Annotated in this window: 29 protein-coding genes and 1 pseudogene; 12 read left to right on the forward strand and 18 right to left on the reverse strand. The window is 38.3% G+C overall.

Annotated elements, in window-relative coordinates; genetic code table 11:
• Positions 1–2 precede the first annotated feature (2 nt).
• The 10 genes from V8V91_RS26810 to V8V91_RS26855 all read right to left on the reverse strand — a co-directional run bounded on the left by V8V91_RS26810 (position 3) and on the right by V8V91_RS26855 (position 6621).
• Entirely contained in the window at positions 3–524 is a 522-nt protein-coding gene (locus V8V91_RS26810) for an MBL fold metallo-hydrolase (protein WP_373398051.1), read from the reverse strand.
• Complete coding sequence (locus V8V91_RS26815) at positions 521–901, reverse strand: STAS domain-containing protein (protein ID WP_373398052.1); 381 nt, start codon at positions 899–901, stop codon at positions 521–523. Before V8V91_RS26815 ends, V8V91_RS26810 begins: the two co-directional genes overlap by 4 nt.
• Before the next feature lie 13 nt (positions 902–914).
• A complete protein-coding gene (locus tag V8V91_RS26820) occupies positions 915–1853 on the reverse strand; it encodes a phosphoribosylaminoimidazolesuccinocarboxamide synthase (protein ID WP_373398053.1) in 939 nt (312 codons plus the stop codon).
• A 62-nt stretch (positions 1854–1915) separates the two neighbouring features.
• Positions 1916–2773 (reverse strand): toxin-antitoxin system YwqK family antitoxin, encoded by an 858-nt coding sequence (locus V8V91_RS26825; RefSeq protein WP_373398054.1) that lies wholly within the window; start codon positions 2771–2773, stop codon positions 1916–1918.
• Positions 2728–3006, reverse strand: coding sequence for a hypothetical protein (locus tag V8V91_RS26830; protein WP_373398055.1), 279 nt, complete (start codon positions 3004–3006; stop codon positions 2728–2730). Before V8V91_RS26830 ends, V8V91_RS26825 begins: the two co-directional genes overlap by 46 nt.
• 42 nt (positions 3007–3048) lie before the next feature.
• Positions 3049–4230: an acetyl-CoA C-acyltransferase gene (locus V8V91_RS26835; RefSeq protein WP_373398056.1), complete on the reverse strand. Its 1182-nt coding sequence runs from the start codon at positions 4228–4230 to the stop codon at positions 3049–3051.
• 166 nt (positions 4231–4396) lie between these two features.
• Entirely contained in the window at positions 4397–5020 is a 624-nt protein-coding gene (locus V8V91_RS26840; RefSeq protein WP_373398057.1) for a hypothetical protein, read from the reverse strand.
• Entirely contained in the window at positions 5010–5138 is a 129-nt protein-coding gene (locus tag V8V91_RS26845) for a hypothetical protein (protein ID WP_373398058.1), read from the reverse strand. The genes V8V91_RS26840 and V8V91_RS26845 overlap by 11 nt, the downstream gene beginning before the upstream one ends.
• Complete coding sequence (locus tag V8V91_RS26850; RefSeq protein WP_373398059.1) at positions 5138–5656, reverse strand: hypothetical protein; 519 nt, start codon at positions 5654–5656, stop codon at positions 5138–5140. Before V8V91_RS26850 ends, V8V91_RS26845 begins: the two co-directional genes overlap by 1 nt.
• Positions 5656–6621 carry a VWA domain-containing protein gene (locus V8V91_RS26855; RefSeq protein WP_373398060.1) on the reverse strand — a complete coding sequence of 322 codons (966 nt, stop codon included), beginning with the start codon at positions 6619–6621 and terminating at the stop codon, positions 5656–5658. Before V8V91_RS26855 ends, V8V91_RS26850 begins: the two co-directional genes overlap by 1 nt.
• Before the next feature lie 144 nt (positions 6622–6765).
• Here V8V91_RS26855 and V8V91_RS26860 point away from each other — a divergent pair, with 144 nt between their 5' ends.
• The 8 genes from V8V91_RS26860 (at position 6766) to V8V91_RS26895 (ending at position 11288) form a co-directional block, all read left to right on the forward strand.
• A complete protein-coding gene (locus V8V91_RS26860) occupies positions 6766–7395 on the forward strand; it encodes a carboxypeptidase-like regulatory domain-containing protein (protein WP_373398061.1) in 630 nt (209 codons plus the stop codon).
• Between the two features lie 26 nt (positions 7396–7421).
• A complete protein-coding gene (locus V8V91_RS26865; RefSeq protein WP_373398062.1) occupies positions 7422–8690 on the forward strand; it encodes a TonB-dependent receptor plug domain-containing protein in 1269 nt (422 codons plus the stop codon).
• Positions 8691–8748: 58 nt separating this feature from the next.
• Positions 8749–9162: a hypothetical protein gene (locus tag V8V91_RS26870; protein WP_373398063.1), complete on the forward strand. Its 414-nt coding sequence runs from the start codon at positions 8749–8751 to the stop codon at positions 9160–9162.
• A gap of 1 nt (position 9163) precedes the next feature.
• Complete coding sequence (locus V8V91_RS26875) at positions 9164–9757, forward strand: DUF4249 family protein (RefSeq protein WP_373398064.1); 594 nt, start codon at positions 9164–9166, stop codon at positions 9755–9757.
• A complete protein-coding gene (locus V8V91_RS26880) occupies positions 9754–9963 on the forward strand; it encodes a hypothetical protein (RefSeq protein ID WP_373398065.1) in 210 nt (69 codons plus the stop codon). Before V8V91_RS26875 ends, V8V91_RS26880 begins: the two co-directional genes overlap by 4 nt.
• A gap of 222 nt (positions 9964–10185) precedes the next feature.
• Complete coding sequence (locus tag V8V91_RS26885) at positions 10186–10653, forward strand: DUF6428 family protein (RefSeq protein ID WP_373398066.1); 468 nt, start codon at positions 10186–10188, stop codon at positions 10651–10653.
• Between the two features lie 30 nt (positions 10654–10683).
• A complete protein-coding gene (locus V8V91_RS26890) occupies positions 10684–10914 on the forward strand; it encodes a hypothetical protein (protein WP_373398067.1) in 231 nt (76 codons plus the stop codon).
• Positions 10905–11288 carry a hypothetical protein gene (locus tag V8V91_RS26895; RefSeq protein ID WP_373398068.1) on the forward strand — a complete coding sequence of 128 codons (384 nt, stop codon included), beginning with the start codon at positions 10905–10907 and terminating at the stop codon, positions 11286–11288. The genes V8V91_RS26890 and V8V91_RS26895 overlap by 10 nt, the downstream gene beginning before the upstream one ends.
• Positions 11289–11300: 12 nt before the next feature.
• On the opposite strand, the gene V8V91_RS26900 is transcribed toward V8V91_RS26895, so the two are convergent.
• Genes V8V91_RS26900 through V8V91_RS26935 form a run of 8 tightly spaced genes read right to left on the reverse strand, consistent with a single transcriptional unit; the run spans position 11301 to position 16716 of the window.
• Positions 11301–11672 carry a response regulator gene (locus V8V91_RS26900; protein ID WP_074223725.1) on the reverse strand — a complete coding sequence of 124 codons (372 nt, stop codon included), beginning with the start codon at positions 11670–11672 and terminating at the stop codon, positions 11301–11303.
• A gap of 3 nt (positions 11673–11675) precedes the next feature.
• On the reverse strand, positions 11676–12875 hold the full coding sequence (locus V8V91_RS26905; protein WP_373398069.1) for an ATP-binding protein: 1200 nt from the start codon (positions 12873–12875) through the stop codon (positions 11676–11678).
• 59 nt (positions 12876–12934) lie between these two features.
• Positions 12935–13159 carry a hypothetical protein gene (locus V8V91_RS26910; protein ID WP_373398070.1) on the reverse strand — a complete coding sequence of 75 codons (225 nt, stop codon included), beginning with the start codon at positions 13157–13159 and terminating at the stop codon, positions 12935–12937.
• A 34-nt stretch (positions 13160–13193) separates the two neighbouring features.
• Positions 13194–14066 carry a two-component regulator propeller domain-containing protein gene (locus V8V91_RS26915; RefSeq protein ID WP_373398071.1) on the reverse strand — a complete coding sequence of 291 codons (873 nt, stop codon included), beginning with the start codon at positions 14064–14066 and terminating at the stop codon, positions 13194–13196.
• Between the two features lie 8 nt (positions 14067–14074).
• A complete protein-coding gene (locus tag V8V91_RS26920) occupies positions 14075–14749 on the reverse strand; it encodes a hypothetical protein (RefSeq protein WP_373398072.1) in 675 nt (224 codons plus the stop codon).
• Entirely contained in the window at positions 14746–15318 is a 573-nt protein-coding gene (locus V8V91_RS26925; protein ID WP_373398073.1) for a hypothetical protein, read from the reverse strand. Before V8V91_RS26925 ends, V8V91_RS26920 begins: the two co-directional genes overlap by 4 nt.
• Positions 15319–15373: 55 nt before the next feature.
• Complete coding sequence (locus V8V91_RS26930; protein ID WP_373398074.1) at positions 15374–16258, reverse strand: sensor histidine kinase; 885 nt, start codon at positions 16256–16258, stop codon at positions 15374–15376.
• Positions 16255–16716 carry a nuclear transport factor 2 family protein gene (locus V8V91_RS26935; protein ID WP_373398075.1) on the reverse strand — a complete coding sequence of 154 codons (462 nt, stop codon included), beginning with the start codon at positions 16714–16716 and terminating at the stop codon, positions 16255–16257. The genes V8V91_RS26930 and V8V91_RS26935 overlap by 4 nt, the downstream gene beginning before the upstream one ends.
• 487 nt (positions 16717–17203) lie before the next feature.
• On the opposite strand from V8V91_RS26935, the gene V8V91_RS26940 reads away from it, so the two are divergent.
• The 4 genes and pseudogenes from V8V91_RS26940 to V8V91_RS26955 all read left to right on the forward strand — a co-directional run.
• Positions 17204–17581 carry a BlaI/MecI/CopY family transcriptional regulator gene (locus tag V8V91_RS26940; protein ID WP_074223727.1) on the forward strand — a complete coding sequence of 126 codons (378 nt, stop codon included), beginning with the start codon at positions 17204–17206 and terminating at the stop codon, positions 17579–17581.
• On the forward strand, positions 17574–17969 hold the full coding sequence (locus tag V8V91_RS26945) for a hypothetical protein (RefSeq protein ID WP_373398076.1): 396 nt from the start codon (positions 17574–17576) through the stop codon (positions 17967–17969). Before V8V91_RS26940 ends, V8V91_RS26945 begins: the two co-directional genes overlap by 8 nt.
• Positions 17966–18490 (forward strand): M56 family metallopeptidase, encoded by a 525-nt coding sequence (locus V8V91_RS26950; protein ID WP_373398077.1) that lies wholly within the window; start codon positions 17966–17968, stop codon positions 18488–18490. Before V8V91_RS26945 ends, V8V91_RS26950 begins: the two co-directional genes overlap by 4 nt.
• 50 nt (positions 18491–18540) lie before the next feature.
• Positions 18541–18852, forward strand: a pseudogene (locus V8V91_RS26955) (energy transducer TonB); the annotation flags it as partial.
• Between the last annotated feature and the right edge of the window lie 155 nt (positions 18853–19007).

A 19007-nucleotide genomic window follows, 5' to 3' on the forward strand; every position in this document is an offset into this window, starting at 1 on the left:
CTCTACAGGAATGGGATTTTCTTCCAGTTTTTCTTGATTAAACTTCTAAGACCGGGTTTTTCAGTAATTAAAAATCCTGTAGTGGGAAGACGATGTTTTAATGGGAAGCTTGATACGGTAAATAATGGGGTATCCAGCAAGATATTACTTCCTCCAGTTGAGGTCTGGACAAATGTTAAAGGGTATCCTAATTTGGTATTATTCCAACGGAAATGAGTTGTAATAATCTCGTTTAGTCCTTTAGGCCCATAAATGGTCAATGGACTGGTTCTTTTCGAAAGATTATAGGAGGAGATTAGGCCTATTAAGCCCAAATAATGATCGCCATGCAGGTGGCTAATAAAAATGTGATTAATGCGGGAAGTTTTGATTTTGTACTTCCTGAGTTGCATTTGGGTTCCCTCTCCGCAATCCAGGAGCAAAAGCTCCTGGCCAAAACGGATTACTTGAGAGGTATGATTTCTTCCATGTACAGGAATGGAAGAAGTGTTTCCTAGTATGGTGACATCAAAGTCTGGAATCAATCTTCCTCCTCTTCTTCTTCACCACTTTCAATCTCATGCATGAAGATCGCTTCACCAGCTTCTTCCAATGTGCTTACTAAGTTGAGCTTTTTATCAAGCATAGAAATTTTCAACAATTTCATGACATGGTCCTGGATTCCGGAGATAACGAAAATTCCTCCGTTTCTTCCAAATTCACGATCCCCTACAAGTAGAGCACTTAATCCACTGGAGTCTACGTATTTAACCTCGCTGAGATCAAGCACCATGTGGGGATAGCCTTCCGCATGGATGGTTAAAATCTCAGATTTTAATGCAGGAGCAAGCAAGGAATCGATCTTCTCTTCTTGTGGGGAAAAGACAACGTATTGTTTTTTTTTATCTATTGAGTATTTCATAACATTTATAATATTAACCCAAATGGGCAAGTATTGCTTTTTCTATTCTTTTAGAAATTTGACTGGTCTCAGCTTTTTGGAATGATTCGCCGGTGATTTTTTCAAACAGCTCAATATAGCGATCAGAGATGCTATCTACAATTTCATCTGTCATTTCGGGAACAGTTTGTCCTTCTTTGCCTTGAAATCCGTTAGAAATCAACCATTGTCTCACAAATTCTTTAGACAATTGTTTCTGTGGAAGTCCTTTTTCCTGATTCTCTTCATAGCCTTCTGCGTAGAAATATCTGGAAGAATCGGGGGTGTGAATTTCATCAATCAGTAAAATTTCGTCTCCAAACTTTCCAAATTCATACTTGGTGTCTACTAAAATCAATCCCATGGCATTGGCCATTTCTTGACCTCTTTTGAAAAGTGCTCGCGTATATTTTTCAAGTACCGCATAATCCTCTGGACTCACGATTCCTTGTTCCAGAATAGCCTCTTTAGAAATATCCTCGTCATGACCTTCAGAAGCTTTGGTAGTTGGAGTAATTATGGGTTCCGGAAAAGGATCGTTTTCACGCATATTTTCTGGTAGCTCTACTCCACATAGTGTTCTTTTTCCAGCTTTGTATTCCCTAGCTGCATGTCCTGCCATGTATCCTCTGATTACCATCTCCACTTTGAATGGCTCACATTTTTTACCAATCGTCACATTAGGATCTGGGGTAGCAGTTACCCAATTAGGAACGATATCAGAGGTAGCTTTTAGGAATTTTGCGGCAATTTGGTTTAATACCTGACCTTTGAAAGGGATGGGTTTAGGCAACACTACGTCGAAGGCCGAAATTCTATCGGATGCTACGACTACAAGTTTTTTTTCAAAAATATATACATCACGTACTTTTCCCTTGTAAAATCCAATCTGTCCTGGAAATTTAAATTGAGTTTCTTTGATAGCGTTGCTCATGCGAATTCAGTTTTGGCAAAAATAGAAAAGCTTTTGCTTTCTTCTCTTTCGATTTCTATTATTTATGATCTTTGGTTTCTATTTTCATGAACCTCAGTCCGGATTAAATTTCCATTTTCATCAAAAAACTCCTGCTTGCCTGAAAGTAATCCCTTTTGATATCGTCGAATTTCTTCGAGTGAGCCATCCTCTCTAAATATTTTTACTTCACCTTCTAGATTTCCATTGAGGTAGTTCAGCTCAAAGTTTACCTGTCCATTTTCATGATAGGTGACCTCTTTGATGATATTTCCCTGTGAATCAAAATTCTTTTGTGCTTTGAGTTTCCCAGATGGATAGTATTCTTTATAGGGTTCTAAAGCGACACCTTTTTTGAAAATTCCTTTTTCCTTGATTTCACCTGATTGATAATAAATGACAAGTTCGCCTTCTGAAAGTCCTTTTTTATAGGTGCTTCTTCGCAAAGGCTCTCCGGTTTCATAGTTGAGATCATAGGAACCATGGAGCTCTCCTCTTTTATAATCTCGGATGGCTTCAATTTCTCCATTTGGAAAATAGACGGTTTCACGGCCATCCAAATCTCCTTCAATATAATAGGCAGTAATCTGAGGTGTTCCATCCTCGTAAAATGCCTCATAGGTACCATCGAGTGTTCCGTCCTGGTAATATATTCTTGAGGCTAAAACCCCAGATTCATAGTATTTTTCACTTAAACCATTGGGTTTATTGTTCATGAATACCGTTTTGTCCTGAACTTGACCATTTTCAAAATAGGAAGTCACTAAACCTTCAATTTGATTCCCTTCAAAAGTCAATTCCTGACGGATTTGTCCATTAAGATAAAAGCTTTTGCTTGGGCCTGATCGCTCATTATCTACAAATTGAGTGATTCGGGTAGTGTCACCTGTTCTTGGGTCCAAATCGTAAAAAGTCCCTCTTTTTTATCATCCTTTAGATGTCCTATTAAAATCAGGTTGCGCTCTTCATCGTATCGTTTGACGACACCTTGAGCTACTCCATTGACTTTAATATAGACTTCTTTAAGAGTAGGGAAGTCCCCACTGTAATAAGTCCTTACTGTGTCTTGTCCAAAAACGGAACTATTGATGAGTAATGATAAAAAGAAGAAGATGACTGGAAATTTCTTTCCCATATTCAATTATTCCGATTAGATGTCTAGGACTAATTCCAACGATTAGAGTTTTTCAATAACGATTGCTGATGCTCCTCCGCCTCCGTTGCATATTCCTGCTACTCCGATTTTCCCCGCTTTTTGGTGTAATACAGAGTTTAAGGTAGCAATAATTCTAGCACCGGAAGCACCCAGTGGATGACCTAATGAAACTGCCCCACCAAAAACATTCAGTCGATCATTGTTAAGGTTCAATTCTTTTTGATTTGCCAATGCCACTGCTGAGAAGGCTTCATTAATTTCATAATAATCTACTTCCTCTTCTGAGACACCAGCATGTTTGAGCGCCTTTGGTATAGCCAAAGCTGGTGCAGTGGTGAACCAAAGTGGGTCTTTGGCAGCATCTGCAAAACCTCGGATCTTAGCAATAGGAGTAAGGCCAAGCGTTTCTAATTTTTCTTTACTTACTAAAATCAATGCGGATGCTCCATCATTCATAGTACTGGCATTTGCTGCTGTGACGGTGCCTTCTTTATCAAATACAGGGCGCAGAGAAGGGATTTTGTCAAACATGACATTTTTATATTCCTCGTCTTCGTCTATGACGATTGTCTCACCCTTGCGACCTTTCATCTCTACAGGAACCACTTCCTCTTTGAAATAACCTTTTGCCCAAGCGTCTGCAGATCGTTGATAGGATTGAATTGCATAGGCATCTTGTTCTTCCCTGCTGATATTCATTTCACGCGCAGTATTATCAGCACAATTGCCCATTGGGAACTTATGGTAAACCTCGAAAAGTCCGTCTTTAACCAAGCCATCTACGAATTCGGCATTTCCATATTTGTATCCAAAACGAGCTTTAGGAACATAAAAAGGAACATTAGACATGCTTTCCATTCCTCCAGTTACTACTACATCATTGATTCCAAGCATAATGGACTGCGCTCCAAACATGACGGCTTTCATTCCTGAAGCGCAGACTTTATTGACCGTGGTGCAAGGAACATCATACCCAATTCCAGCCCCTATTGCTGCTTGCCGCGCAGGAGCCTGTCCTAAATTAGCAGAAATCACATTTCCCATAAACACCTCATTTACCTCCTCGGAACTTACCCCTGATTTGGCCAAAGCGCCTTTAATAGCTGTACTACCTAATTCAATTGCGGTTAAACCTGCTAATTTGCCACCAAAACTTCCTAAAGGAGTTCGAACTGCGGCAACTATAAATACTTCTTTAAACATGCTATTTGGGTTTTAATAAATCTAAGAATAAACTGAGGAAATTGGACGAATAAGAATGATTCGAATGGCCTAATTAATTGGAATTGAAAGTCAATTAAAATCTGCAAATCGGAAACGAAAGATCAGTTCCAAGGATTGAAATATTAGGTCTATGCCATTAGTCGATTTACCAATCCGGAATTCCTCTTTTTGGTCTTTGAGTTGGCTTTTTCTTATTCTGCTGAATGTAACGCAATTCTGCAGCATTCATACTTTCCAAAATTTGGGCAGCTTGTTCGGGAGTCAAATTCATGGCTTTAAGTTTTTCTTTAAACTCTTCCATGGCCTTTTGTCTATCCTCTAAATTGGCGTCCATTTGATCGTTGGCATTTTCGCCTACCTCATCTTCTGTTTGCTCGGATGGCTCTCCTTCCTGTCCCTCTTTTGCTTGATCTTCCTGGGTCTTTTCTCCTTGATCTTTTTGCTGTTGCTGTTCAGATTGTTCTCCTTCTCCCTGCTGATTATCATCTTTTTGCTGTTGATCCTGATTTTGCTGAGGGTCTTGGTTTTGTTGTTGTTTATCCTGTTCTTCCTCTTGTTCTTTTTCCAGTTTTTCTTTCAAAGCCTGAAGCTTTGTGTCTCCTGGATACTTACCAAGTCCTTCATTTACAGTGTTTAAGGCTTGTTTTTTTTCCGTTTTCACATAAGACCTTGCCGCTCTATTGAAATAATCACCAGAAGTCTGTGCACTTACTGGAAACCATGTAAGCATGAAGATTAATCCAAGAAATGTTAGTATTCTAGTTTTCATCGATTTCCGTGACTTCAGTTAAGGTACTAATAAACTCTTGATAGGCTGCAACAGTTTCATCTTGCTGTAATGCCTCGTTCATTAAGTTCAACGCATCTTTAAATCTAAATTGTTCCACTAAGCGATCGGCTTCTGCTTTTTGCGTTTGGCAAACTCGGATGGCTCGGGCTTATTTTGATCTTCATTTTTGCGCTCCTCATCTCTCTGCAACCAGCGAGCCAACATTTCATAATTATAACGGGCCACTTCATTGGTGGGGTCTTTGATCAATGCAGACTGAAATTTATTTAATGCAGCCTCATATTCCTGCTTATTTCCAAGTAGCACTCCGGATTGATTGAAGGAAAACGAAGAAATGGTTTTATCGGGAGAGATTGAAGCCTTGTCAAAAGAGGCAGCCGCTTCATCCGGCTTCTCAGAATATTGATAACTTAATCCAAGATCAAAATCCAAATTTGGGGAAGCATATTGAAAGTTTTCAATCAAAGCCAAATGCTTTTCAACAGAAAGTTCATACTCCGTCTTTGAGTAACTTTCTTCCGCTTCCTCAATAGCAGTATTGAGGCGTGAAACCCGAGTCCAGGAGGCAGGAATTAGCATCAAGGTTGCCAATAAAACTTTGCTCCAACTCATCATTATAACTTAATGGTTTTTATGGGTAAAATCATATCTATTAAAGATAGGGCTAATGCAGCAAGAAGAAAATAGAAATACTTATTTGCTGAGGCTTCCACAATTCTGGAGCCTGTCACTCCACCTTCTAATCTCTCTAAACTGTTAATCAATTCACCGATCTCCTGAACTTGATCAGAAATCTCAAAATACTGACCGTTTGTTTCAGCAGCAATTTGTTGGAGAGGAGTTCTCTCGAGGACGGACCTGGCAGGTTCTCCGGTCTGTGGATCGATTACCACGCCATTTCCTCTTGGGATGGTGCTTCCTGCTTCCGTTCCTATGCCCAGGGAAAATACCTTCACTCCTAGGTCATTCAATTGACTGCCTATGCCTTCCAATTCATCACCAAAGTTTTCACCGTCTGAAATCAAAATGACTGATTTGGATTTTACCTCTTGACTTTCATCTTTTTCAAAACGATCCAAGGCAATTCGAAGTGGGGAGTTTAGGTCTGTTCCAAAATTAGGAACCAAGCCGGTATTCAATCCATCAATATAAAGTTGGAGTACGCTTTGGTCAAAGGTCAAAGGGCATTGTAAAAATGCCTCTGAGCTAAATATAATCAATCCTATTCGGTCTGAAGGAAAGCTTTTGGTAAGTTCTTTTAATTCAAATTTCACTCGCTGAAGTCTACTAGGCCCGATGTCAGTGGCATTCATGGATTGAGAAAGGTCCACCGCAATGAATATATCTTTGCCTTCTTCCTTTATCTCTTTGGTAGAAGTACCAATGGAGGGCCCTGCAAATGCAATAAGAAATAAAACAAAATAAGTAGTCCTAAGTACCATTTTGGTAAATAGTCTTCTTTTTTCTACTTCTAGCCGCTTATTGATTGACCAATACCTAGTTAGGTAAACGAAATATAACAAGCCAAAAATACCGGCTAATAAGAGTGTGAGTTTTACGTCGGGATATGCCCAAATCATGGCCTGAAATTATAAAATAAACCTTACTTTAAAAGCGGCTAATAAACGAGTGGTCGGATGCATGCCTAAAGAATTGAGAAAATTAACAAACATTAATTTTAATTATTAGTATAAGAATGAAGTTAATGCACTAAAGATCGAAGAATGCAGCTTTTCCGTAAGGATTTCATTTTTTTATTTGTCTGGGTACTATTTGGGATATCAGGTACGCTTTCGGCTCAAAACAATTCTATACTAATTGGAGAAGTCCTGGACGCGAGTAATTCAGAGCCATTAATTGGAGCAAGCGTATATTGGGAAGAAGATGTTTCTTCTGGGGTAGTAACTGATTTAAATGGAAAATTCCGACTAAAAAGCCGGGAATTACCTTCAAGATTAGTGGTGTCCTATGTTGGATATGAACAGTCAATCCGAACTATTTCGAAAATTGAAGAAGGGAAAGATGTTCGATTTTTCTTAAAACCTTCAGAGCTTTCTTTGGATGAAATCATCATTCAAGAAAGAAGGCCTGATGAACAGGTCCGAAACTTGGAAACAGGGAAATCAAGGATTCCTATTGAAACCATCAAGAACATCCCTGCATTATTCGGAGAAGTGGATTTGCTCAGGAGTTTGCAACTTCTTCCAGGAATCCAGACTGCCGGTGAAGGAACCACGGGATTATTTGTACGTGGTGGATCTGCAGACCAAAACTTGGTTCAGGTGGATGGTGCCCCAGTTTATAACCCTTCCCACTTTTTGGTTTCTTTTCAGTCTTTAGTCCGGATGCGTTAGATCAGGTAGATTTATACAAAGGCAATATGCCTGCTAGTTATGGAGGGCGTCTTTCCGCTTTGGTGGATGTTTCTTTAAAAGAAGGGAATAATGATCAAATTCACGGGCAGGGAGGAATTGGAACGATTTCTTCTCGATTGATGCTGGATGGTCCACTTTTTTCTGAGAATTCGACTTTTGCGATATCGGGAAGGAGAACTTATGCGGACCTATTTTTAAAACTCTCTAATAATGAGGATGTAAGGAATAATAAATTAAACTTTCATGATTTAAGTGCCAAATTCGCCTTTCGCTTAGGTGACAAAGATAAACTGACGCTTTCCAGCTATGAAGGAAGTGATTTTTTAGGGTTGGATGACCAGTTCGGGTTAGGCTGGAGAAATTGGGTGAGTTCGGCTGCCTGGGGACATATCATTTCTGAGAATTCTTTCTTTGATTTAGAAGCATACCACTCCAGATATAATTATCAAGTAGATTTTGAAGATCCCGATAATGGTTTTAGTTGGAGGAATAAGCTTTCGGAATCTGGGATGAAAGGACAATGGAGTTGGAACAAAACAGACCGATTCCAATCCTATTGGGGATTTCAAAGTCAATATTACCATTTTGCACCCATCGGTTTAGATCCAAAAGGTGGGAGTGCCATTGAACCAATCACCACCAATCCGAAAAACGGAATTCTAACTAGTGTCTTTGCAGGAATGACAAAGGAGTTAAGCCCTAAATTAAGTGCTGAATTGGGATTGAGATGGGGATTTTACCATCAGATAGGAAAGGGGGTAGATTACTTCTATGAAGGTGGAATTCCAGATGAAGAAGCTGAAGTGGACAGTATTGGATATGCTAGTTTTAAACCCATGCATTTCTATCAAGGACTAGAGCCAAGAATAGCCTTTAGGTATTTGGTAAACGATGAATTTTCAATCAAAGCTGCCTACAACCGAAATTTTCAATACGTACAAATTGCGACCAATAGTTCAGCTGGGCTTCCTATTGACCGATGGATATTAGCTGGGAAATATATGGCTCCTTTGAGATCAGATCAGGTGTCTATTGGGTTTTACAGGAATTTCTTAGACAACAAATGGGAGGTTTCAGTAGAAACCTATGCCAAGGATATCAGAAATATTATTGACCTAAAAAATGGGGCCTCTGTGCTTTTTACAGATCAGGTTGAGACGGAGATTCTGACAGGAGATGGCTATGCTTATGGAGTGGAATTTTTAGTAAGAAAAATTAGGAAAGACCACAGGTTGGCTTTCATATACTTATTCAAGGACCTGGAGGAAGATTGATGGAATAAGTTTAGGGGAGCGATATAACCCGCGATATGATAGACCGAATGATGTTACTTTGGTATTGAATCATGAGTTTTCTCCTGCATGGTCTGCAGGCTTAACTTTTGTGTATACTACTGGACAAGCGGTTTCATTTCCTATAGGGACCTATGAGGTAGACAATCAAGTGATTCCTCTATATTCTGAATACCGAAATAAAGATCGTTTTCCTGATTATCATCGAATGGATGCTTCTATCACGTGGAAAAACCCGGATAAAGGGAGGAAATGGAAAGGGAGTTGGAATTTTAGTATCTATAATTTGTATGGAAGAAAGAATCCTTTTGCCTATGAATTCAGAGAGCTATTTAATGGCCAAATAAATTATGATCCTGATGTGGATGGCCCCGTAGTGTCCAAAGAGCAAGGGATTGTCATGACTTATTTATTCACTTTTTTACCATCCATCACCTATAACTTTCAATTTTAAGATGAAAAAGTTAGGCTACTTACTAGTATTAATTGGACTTTTTTCTTGTCAAGAAGAGGTTACACTTCCTTTAACTACCTTGGATGAGCTTGTGCCTGTGATCGAAGCAACTTGGACTGATAGACCATTTTTTAATGAAGTGAAAGTTTCCTTGGCTGAAAACTATTTTGATACGACAGATATAACCATCATTTCTGAAGCAGAGGTATCCATATTGGTGCCTGGAACCCAAGAGCGGATTCCCTTTCGGTTTAATAATGAAACCAAAAGTTATAAACCTATTTCAGATAATTATGTGGCAAAAGTTGGAGTGACCTATGAAGTACAAGTGAGATGGAAAGATGAATTGTATTCCGCAAGAGGGTTGATGCTAGAAGCGCCAACTTTAGATAGTTTGACCTATAGCTACCAAGAAGAACGATTGTTCAGGGATGAGGGATATTATATCAAAGTTTATGGGAAGATCCCTTTTGAAGAAGATAATTTTTATAGGATTCGGGTAATTGAAAACGACACTTTAAGAAATGATCGGGATGATTACCTATTGTTTGACGATACCTTTGGATTGAAGTTTTTGAAGAAGGCTTGGAGTTGAATTATCCTTTTGAAGAAGGGGATAGGGTGAGACTTGAATTGTTCCGTATGAATAAAGACACCTATGATTATTTCACGCAATTGGTAGGGTTGTTATTCAATGACGGAGGATTGTTTAGCCCCCTCCACAAAATCCTGAAACCAATTTTAAGGTGGATTCGGGCAAAGGAAAAGTATTGGGTTATTTTCTTGTTTCTCCGGTATTAAACGAATCTATTTTTATAAAAAAGGAATAATCCTTTTTTTATTTATCGTTTAATCGTAATATTACGATGTATTAAAAAGCCACGTCCATGTATTCCTTTTTTAATGAACTATTTTCAAAACCATGTTCGCCCAAAAGATAGTGTGCAGAGGTGGTGTTAGTTAGTTTTTATTGAGAGAGAAAAAAATTTGAATTTATTTATCGTAATATTACAATTAATAGCTATGAAACTATCAGAGTTAACCGCAGAATTGAAAGGATTGGAAGAGTTAAGGTTTGTTCTTCCGAATGGTGAGCTGATTCCTTCCCATTTTCATGTAACTGAAATTGGCCAAATCAATAAGAAATTTATTGATTGTGGTGGAAAAATCAGGGAGGAGAAATCAGTATCATTCCAGCTTTGGGAAGATGGGGATTTTAATCATAGATTAGGGGCCAAGAAGCTTTTACATATCATTGATTTGTCCATACAAGCTTTGGGCTTAGAGGATCATGAGATTGAGGTAGAATACCAAGGCGATACCATCGGTAAATATGGTGTTCAAGTCAGGGATGAAAACATATATTTGACTAGTAAACAGACCACCTGTCTAGCCAAAGAAACGTGTGGAGCTCCAAAATCAAGTACCGAATTATCAATAAAAGACATAGAGGCAGCAATTTCTTGTTCACCAGAAGGAAGCTGTTGTTAAATTAAGGTCATGGAGGTTTATCCAAAACTAGTGCAAACCCTTACTGAGGTTCAACAAACTCCTATTCATGAGAACCGAAAACTGGAGTTAGCTCCTTTGATCCAGTATATCACTCAGAAGCTGAATAATGGAGATCCGGTCAATTTGAACTTTATATGTACTCATAATAGCCGGAGGAGTCAGTTCTCTCAAGTTTGGGCTCAGGTGGCTTCAGATTATTATGGGATTGATATTGGAAGTTATTCAGGGGTGTGGAAATAACCGCATTTAATCCAAGGGCTATTAACTCTTTAAAAGAAATGGGCTTTGAAATTCAATCAAGTCCTGGATCAAATCCTACTTACGAGATTAAATATGCCAAGGACCGGTCTGCTATCATTGCGTTTTCGAAAATTTTCTCTGATGAAATCAACCCAAAGATTGATTTTGCAGCCGTAATGACCTGTGACCATGCGGATAAAAATTGTCCATTCATACCTGGGGCAGAAGTTAGGCTTCCTTTGAAATATGAGGACCCAAAATTATTTGACGACACTGAACTAGAGCGTCAAAAGTATAGGGAACGATCCATTCAGATTTCCTCTGAGCTATTTTATGTTTTTGGGATGGTTCAAAAACAAGTAGCCCAAACATGAAGGAACCAGGTTTTAATTTAATTGAAGTTTTTCTTTCAATAGTTTAAAATCTACAGGTTTAGTCAAAAACTCATCAGCCCCCAAACTTTTGGCGGTATTGTAATTTTGCTCGTCTCCATAAGCTGATATCATCATGACGATGGGCTTTGGGACGAGCTCTTTTTGCTTAATCTCTTTCAAAAGCTCCAAGCCGCTCATGCCGGGCATGTTGATATCAGAGAGAATTAGAATTGCTTCGTGATTCAATTGATCAATGTACTGCAATGCCTCTTTTCCTGAAAAAGCGAAGACAAAGTCTACTGCTTTAGAACGAATTTCCTTTCTGAACCGCTGTTCAAATAAGGTTTTCACGTCTACTTCATCGTCTACAACAAGAATTTTCATAATCTAAAGTTTTGGAATAATAAGTTTGAATTGTGCTCCTGAACCAAGTTCCGAATCCACTTGAATTTCCCCTCCATGAAATTTAATGATATCATAGCTGAGAGATAGTCCCAGGCCTGTACCTTGGCCTGTAGGTTTAGTCGTGAAAAATGGTTGGAAAATCTTTTGTTTAACTGAATCGGAAATACCATTTCCATTGTCTTTGATCAAGATCTCGATATGGTCCTGATAATTTTTGGTAGTCACTTTTACAGTGGGAATGAATTCGCTGCCATTTAACTTTTGCTTCTTTTCGGAAGCTGCATGGAAGGCATTGGTGATGAGGTTGAGGATTACTCGCCCTACATCCTGAGCAACCACATTAATTTTAGGCAAAGTTGGGTCAAAATCCGTTTCCATATTTGCATTGAAGGATTTGTCTTTTGCTCTTAATCCATGGTAGGAAAGCCTTAGGTATTCATCCGCCAAAGCATTGATATCCGTAGGGTCCTTCTGTCCATTACTGGATCGGCTATGTTGAAGCATGCCTTTTACAATGGCATCGGCCCTTTTGCCATGTAAGTTTATTTTTTCTTCGTTATCAATGATGTCTTTGATGAGTTCCGCAACTTCCTCTTGGTTGCCAGCATCCATTTCTTCTTTTAATTCAACCAATAACTCAGCATTTACCTCTGAGAAATTATTTACAAAGTTCAGTGGGTTTTGTATTTCATGCGCTATACCAGCTGTCAATTCACCCAGTGAGGCCATTTTCTCAGACTGGATTAATTGGGTTTGTGTGTTTTTAAGTTCCTCGATTTTTTCTTTCAGCTGAATAGTCCGATGATTTACCTTTTCCTCTAAAATTCTATTCTCTTTTTGAAGCCATTGCGAACGTAAATACACGATGGTATATGTCAAGCCTGAGAATATTGTGAAAAATAGGAGATAAGCCCACCAGGTTTGCCACCAAGGAGGAAGAATGGTGAACTCAAAGGATGCCGGATCACTCCAAACTCCATTGAATCCGCTTGTTGCAACTTTAAATTTATATTCTCCAGGAACTAAATTATAATAGTTTTTGGAGTTGCTGATAGGAGATGGGGAAGACCAAGAATCATCTGCTCCTTCCAATACATAGCGGTATAGAATTTTATCCCGGCCCTTGATGGCAGGATTGTTGAATGAAAAATTAAAGGAGTTTTGGTCATAGGGCACTTTCATGCCAATTGGTAAACCACTTGCCAGGTTTAAGCTGTCCCATTTTATTTTTTCATGGTTAATTAGTCCTGAGTCCAAAGGCAAGGTGCTTTTGGTATATAGAATAGATTGATCGGGACTATAAATTGAATCTGTGTCGGAAAGCTGGTTTTTAAATAGGAAGAGTTTACAAATTTGGGACTTTCCCCCATCACATTAACCGAAGAGATACTCACAGTCGGTTTGATGGTATCTATTTCAGCATTTTGTTCTATCACGGAAAGAATAGGCGCTGCTGCCCACCACATTTGTCCGGTAGAGGTGTAAATGGCAGTTGACTGGTTATAATCGTTGAAAACCTTCTTCGGGTTTACCGAACCTAGTAAATTTCCATGGTTTATCCGGGTTTGTGGAAGTTGGTCTAACCACTTTTACAATTCCATTTTCAGACCCTACATAAATATCTTCACCTACGGCAAGCATATCATACATAATAGGAGGTACCATTCCGTTTTCAGGAAGAACATTGGTGATTCTCATGGAGTCCAGATTAAGGATTGAAAATCCATTGTCACCTCCAAAAACCAATTCCTTTTGTGGCGTTTGAAGAAGCATGGATACATAATCACTCGTTAAACCATTGAACCTCCCTAAATAAGTAACGGTATTATTTGAGGGATCCAATACATTGATTCCTAAGTCATTTCCTAACCAGAGTTTCCCGTTTTTATCTTCTTCAATGAGCCAAATTCTACTGGAAGAAAGCCCTGAGAATTCATCTATTTTGTAAAAACTATTTTCAGCCGGTTCATATTTGATCAATCCATCGAGAGTTCCCATCCAAATAGATCCATCATTTTTTTCATGAGCCTTCCAGAATATTCTAGAAACCTCCGCTTTAAATTGAAATAGTTCTGCACTATTTTGTTCTAAATCAATAATTACATATCCTCTAATTCCTCCTATAAACAATCTGTCGTTTTTGAGTTTACTTATTGATCTGTAATTGTTTACGAGTAAGTCATTTGGGAATTTTATTAAGTAAAGTTTTTCTAGGTCAGGATCATATACATTGATTCCTTCATAAGTAGCCAGCCAGATTTTTCCGTTTTTATCTTCTGCCATACCCCAGGTGTCATTGCTGGCCAGACCATTTGATTTATCAAAATGCTCTGCAAGAATACCTGTAGGATTGATTAATAAGGTTCCAACCAACGTAGTTCCTACCCAGAGATTTCCTTTTGAATCCAGTAAAGAAGCACTAGGAATTCCAGCACCTCTAACTTCTGCTCCTGTTGGAATTTTTTCATCAGGTTTTTATGGGGGTCATATAAGGTAATGGTGTCATTGTCTACTATCCACAACCTTTCTTTTGAGTCAATTTGAAAAGACTTCCCTTGTCCAAAATACCCTTGTTTGTTGCCCAATGTCCATAACTCTTCACTTTCTAAAGAGATTCCTTTGGCTTCATCAGAAAAATTCCCAATCCAAACCACTCCATTGGAATCTTCTTTGAAATTGGCAGCAACTGATTTTATATCATATCCGCTTTGTTCGTCCAGTATTCTAATGACGTTTCTTTGAGGGTTTAGTATGCCGATTTTTCCAATGAAACCTATCCAAATATTTCGATTTGAATCCATAAATAGACCTGCCGAAAAAATCCCGGTCTTTTCTGTCAAGGCAGTTAAAAACTTGATCGTTTTGGTTTTTCTATCAATGAATGAAACTCCCCTTTGGGTATTGGAAAACCAAATAAGTCCTTTTTCATCTTCCATTAACCTAATGAAATCGGAGCCGATTTTATATTGTTCAACCAGTTTGATTTGTATATCCAACAGATACAATCCTGTTCCATTGGCTATCATGGCAATTTTTCCATCAGAAAGTAAAATCATTTCTGAAATTGATCCTGATTTCCATCCAATGTTCTTTGGGTGAAATTATAGTTTTCAAACTGGTCTCCAGTAAACCGATGAATTCCTTTCTCTGTGGAAAACCAAATGGATCCTTGGAGATCGTCAAGTATGGCATATACCGAGTTTCCCAAAAGTCCTTCTGATTGTCCGATTCTTAAAATTCCTGAAGTTGTGTTTTCCCATTTTGTCAAGGAGCCTAGCTTGGTGATGGTGGGCTCCTCTAACAAATACCTGATATGGGGAACGGTTTCTGTTTGAATAGTATCTAGGTTGATTTGAATTTCTTCAGGGTTTTTCCAATTAATTGGACTCTTGGAAATAGGGGCTAGAAGGGGTTTGAAATCATGGATGGAAAAGTGTTGGGAAGGGTAATTACTTAAGCTGAAATTTATTTTTGAGATTTTAGGAAGGTTCTCCTGTTCGATTTTTTCCCATTCAAAAGGTGCGAATTCAGGAAAGGAAAAAGGCTTGGTGACAGGCGTGGAAAGTCCTGATGGATTATCTGGAAAAGGAACTTCTGAACTTTGCTTGCATGATGCGAAAAACAACAGCAAACAGCAAGTTGACAAAAAGTTTATATAGGATTGATGATTCATCTTCATTTCATTCCTTCTTTTGTGAAATTTCAATTAAGATGGAGGTTCCTTCACCTATTTTGCTCTCTACCTTGATAGTACCTCCATGCGCTTTAATTATATCATAACTTAGACTTAGGCCTAAACCAGTTCCTTGTCCAGTTTCTTTAGTAGTAAAGAAAGGCTGGAAGATTTTATGTCTTATTTCTTCAGGAATTCCATTTCCATTATCGCTGATTTTCAATTGAATTTGATCGCCCACTTTTTGTGTGGAAACGGATACGACAGGTTGGAATGATTCTCCGAGTTGTGATTTTTTTTCATTAACTGAATAAAAAGAGTTATTAATCATATTTAATAACACTCTTCCAAAGTCCTGGGCTACGATTTCTACTTTAGGCAAATTAGGATCAAGGTCCATCTTCAATTCAGAATTGAAGGATTTGTCTTTGGCCCGTAAACCATGGTATGCCAGTCTTAAATATTCATCGGCTAAGCCATTAAGGTCGGTCCATTCTTTTTGACCTGTACTTGCTCGGGAATGTTGTAGCATTCCTTTGACAATGGAGTCGGCTCTTTTGCCATGATGGTTGATTTTTTCCAAGTTTCCTTTCAGGTCCTGACATATGGCCTTTACTACTTCAAAGTCTTGATTTTCGATTTCTTCCACAATTTCCTCAAGTAATTCATTACTTAATTCTGAGAAGTTGTTGACGAAATTGAGAGGATTTTGGATCTCATGGGCAATCCCAGCGGTCAACTCTCCCAGTGAGGCCATTTTTTCTGATTGAATCAGAAGGTCCTGCGTTTCTTTTAGCTCTTTTAAGGTGTCCTCGATCTGTTCTTTTGCTTTTTGGAGTTGCTCATTCTTCAACATTAAGTCTTGTGTTTGCTCGGCGACTTTTTGTTTCAACTCATCGTTTTTTTCTGCAACTCCGTCATATGCCAGGCATCTTTTTCTACATTGACAGGGGTGCTTCCATGCCAATGGATGAGTTTCCAGGAATCCTGTTTCCATTCAAAAAGACTACTCAACCTAAAGTCAATAGTATTCACTCCTACCTTACTTTTGACAGTTAAATCAAATTCCTGAACTAAAAGCGCAAGATCTTTAGAAGGATTTTGCCAATGGTGAAAAGGCTTTTCTACAAAAGAAACTTCTATCCCCATTTCTTGGGATTGTTGGTATTGCAACACCAACATGTTCATGAATTCTTGAAAATTATGGGCTCGTTCATCTTGTGTAGTGCCAAAACCACTTACTTCTTCCGCGATAAACTCAGGAATCTTTTCCAAAGGGTACTCAGAAGTGAATATCTTGAGTATTTCTTCCTTTGATTTTTGAAGTAAGTATTCTTTATCTACACTCATCTCTTATCAATTGAATGGTCTTGATTCGTTGAAGAATAAGGATCTATTCAGTGTTTGTAGTGCGTATCTAAAAATGGCCGCCCTCACCCTTGCATGAAGTAAACCAATAAACTTTTTCAGCCGACGGATTCAAGAAATAAAATGGAGTCAGTTTCTGGTTTTTGCTTCATGAAGAATTTTTTGAAGTAGAGTCCCCCAAGTATGGATGGGATGGATAAACTGCTGTGACTATCCATACTAAAGGCTCTTACCTTCAGATAATTTAACAGAAAATATTGGTAAATAATATTTTATAGGGATTAACTACAAAAAATTAGATTTTAAATTTGATAGAGGCTTGTTTTAACTCATACATATATTGAAGAATAATCTTTTCAGGCATAGAAAATTCCGATTAAAAAAGATTTTTAAATGGATTTCAACAAAAAAATCGTAGATATATGAAAATTTCGTAGGGTTTTTAAAAAATTCATTTTAGATTAGTTGCATGAATGAATTAAACCACAACGAAGAATTGATCATGGGCATCTTTTGGAAGCTTGAAAATGCCTTGGTCAGAGATGTTTTGGAGGAATTGCCTGAACCAAAACCGCCTTACACTACTTTGGCTTCTTCCATCAGATTATTGGAAAAGAAGGGGTATCTCAGTCATAAGACCTATGGAACCACCCATTTGTTTTTTCCAATCATCTCTCAAGCTGAGTATAGTAAAAAGAGTATCAATAGAATTGTCAAGAATTTCTTCGAAGGTTCGGTTAGTAACTTTCTTTCCTTTATGGTGAAGGAAAAGAATATCTCTGATGATGAGATTCAAGATTTGCAAAAGCTAATTGAGGACTACGAAAACCCTAAGAAAAATGAATGATTTATTAACCTATTTAATCGAAGCGAGTATTTGTCTTTCTGCTTCATTGGTCTTTTATAGATTGGTGTTGAGTGAATTGACGTTCTTTTCTTTGAATAGAGGTTTTCTTCTTTCAATGTTGGCGATTTCGTTGATGATCCCAGCTATTTCCATTGATTTTGCTCTGTTTCAAAACAACGGTGTGATACAAGAGGTAACCCTTCCCTTGGTTTGGGTAGGAGATCAGGTAGCCAATAATCAAAGTGTTTTTGATCTAAATTGGCTTCAATTAATAGGTGGGATTTATTTACTAGGTGTATTATTTACTGCATCTAGATTGATTTTGGGATTTTTTCAGTCGTTCAATTTACTGGGTAAATCCAACTTACTTTTTATCAGGATCAAATGATCGCAGTGCACCCAGATTTCAGCCCAGCCTCCTTTTTTCAATACATTTTGCTGCCTGAGTTTCATATGGATGATGAAGATCAGCAACGGATTATTCTTCATGAATCGGTTCATGTCAAGAAGAAGCATAGTTGGGATTTACTTTTTCTACAGCTAGCAAAAACTGTTTTCTGGTTCAATCCTTTGATATACATATATGAAAATTCTATCAGGGAAGTACACGAATTTCAGGCCGATCAAGGAGTGACTGAGTCCTATTCCCAATCTGATTATTCAAGGCTTCTTTTGAGATTGTTAACAGCCGGTAGGGGGTGGCAATTCATGAATAACTTTAACCAATTTCAAACCAAAAAGAGAATTATCATGATGAACAAAACCAAATCCCAAAGCAAGGAGAAAAGTCGTTTTTTATGGGCAGTGCCGGTGTTGGGGCTATTGTTTTTTGCATTTTCCTGTGATCTCGCCAAAGTAGATGAGGAATTGGAAGGGCCTGTCCTAAATGGAGAAAAAAAGCAGCGGTAGGCATTACAGATTTAAAGGCAAGAATCACTGATGTGGGAAAAGATGGAGGAGAGATTTTTGATATCGTTGAAACCATGCCAAATCCTCCAGGAGGTATGGAAGGTTGGAATGAGTACTTGGCCAATAATTTATCCTACCCAGAACAGGCACGAAGAATGGGAGTGGAGGGTACTGTGATCGTAAGGTTTGTGGTGAATAAGGATGGATCTGTCTCCAATGCAGAAATTTTAAGAGGTATTGGTGCAGGTGCAGATGAGGAAGCGATGCGTGTAGTCCAAAACTGTCCAGATTGGACCCCAGGAAATCAGAGAGGCAGAGCTGTCAATACCAGAATGAGATTACCGATCCGGTTTATGCTAGGCAATGGTGAAGTCTCTAAAGAACCATCCCAAGTAAAATTGGATTCTCCGGAAGCAATTGAGATTCCAATCTCTAATTAATTATGTAAAACCCTTAAATAGTATTACAATGAAAACTAACGCAAAACCAATTATTATGACTACCCTGATGATGTTCA

Source organism: Algoriphagus halophilus (assembly GCF_041729275.1).
Classification (GTDB): Bacteria; Bacteroidota; Bacteroidia; order Cytophagales; family Cyclobacteriaceae; genus Algoriphagus; species Algoriphagus halophilus_A.

What these genes read in the sequence shown, in the direction of transcription:
- V8V91_RS26815 (WP_373398052.1), bottom strand. Translation starts at nt 901, where the DNA reads ATGAAATACTCAATAGATAAAAAAAAACAATACGTTGTCTTTTCCCCA.
- V8V91_RS26820 (WP_373398053.1), bottom strand. Translation starts at nt 1,853, where the DNA reads ATGAGCAACGCTATCAAAGAAACTCAATTTAAATTTCCAGGACAGATT.
- V8V91_RS26830 (WP_373398055.1), bottom strand. Translation starts at nt 3,006, where the DNA reads ATGGGAAAGAAATTTCCAGTCATCTTCTTCTTTTTATCATTACTCATC.
- V8V91_RS26835 (WP_373398056.1), bottom strand. Translation starts at nt 4,230, where the DNA reads ATGTTTAAAGAAGTATTTATAGTTGCCGCAGTTCGAACTCCTTTAGGA.
- V8V91_RS26840 (WP_373398057.1), bottom strand. Translation starts at nt 5,020, where the DNA reads ATGAAAACTAGAATACTAACATTTCTTGGATTAATCTTCATGCTTACA.
- V8V91_RS26850 (WP_373398059.1), bottom strand. Translation starts at nt 5,656, where the DNA reads ATGATGAGTTGGAGCAAAGTTTTATTGGCAACCTTGATGCTAATTCCT.
- V8V91_RS26855 (WP_373398060.1), bottom strand. Translation starts at nt 6,621, where the DNA reads ATGATTTGGGCATATCCCGACGTAAAACTCACACTCTTATTAGCCGGT.
- V8V91_RS26860 (WP_373398061.1), top strand. Translation starts at nt 6,766, where the DNA reads ATGCAGCTTTTCCGTAAGGATTTCATTTTTTTATTTGTCTGGGTACTA.
- V8V91_RS26865 (WP_373398062.1), top strand. Translation starts at nt 7,422, where the DNA reads ATGCCTGCTAGTTATGGAGGGCGTCTTTCCGCTTTGGTGGATGTTTCT.
- V8V91_RS26875 (WP_373398064.1), top strand. Translation starts at nt 9,164, where the DNA reads ATGAAAAAGTTAGGCTACTTACTAGTATTAATTGGACTTTTTTCTTGT.
- V8V91_RS26885 (WP_373398066.1), top strand. Translation starts at nt 10,186, where the DNA reads ATGAAACTATCAGAGTTAACCGCAGAATTGAAAGGATTGGAAGAGTTA.
- V8V91_RS26900 (WP_074223725.1), bottom strand. Translation starts at nt 11,672, where the DNA reads ATGAAAATTCTTGTTGTAGACGATGAAGTAGACGTGAAAACCTTATTT.
- V8V91_RS26905 (WP_373398069.1), bottom strand. Translation starts at nt 12,875, where the DNA reads ATGAAAGTGCCCTATGACCAAAACTCCTTTAATTTTTCATTCAACAAT.
- V8V91_RS26910 (WP_373398070.1), bottom strand. Translation starts at nt 13,159, where the DNA reads ATGTGGTGGGCAGCAGCGCCTATTCTTTCCGTGATAGAACAAAATGCT.
- V8V91_RS26920 (WP_373398072.1), bottom strand. Translation starts at nt 14,749, where the DNA reads ATGATTTTACTTTCTGATGGAAAAATTGCCATGATAGCCAATGGAACA.
- V8V91_RS26935 (WP_373398075.1), bottom strand. Translation starts at nt 16,716, where the DNA reads ATGAGTGTAGATAAAGAATACTTACTTCAAAAATCAAAGGAAGAAATA.
- V8V91_RS26940 (WP_074223727.1), top strand. Translation starts at nt 17,204, where the DNA reads ATGAATGAATTAAACCACAACGAAGAATTGATCATGGGCATCTTTTGG.
- V8V91_RS26945 (WP_373398076.1), top strand. Translation starts at nt 17,574, where the DNA reads ATGAATGATTTATTAACCTATTTAATCGAAGCGAGTATTTGTCTTTCT.
- V8V91_RS26950 (WP_373398077.1), top strand. Translation starts at nt 17,966, where the DNA reads ATGATCGCAGTGCACCCAGATTTCAGCCCAGCCTCCTTTTTTCAATAC.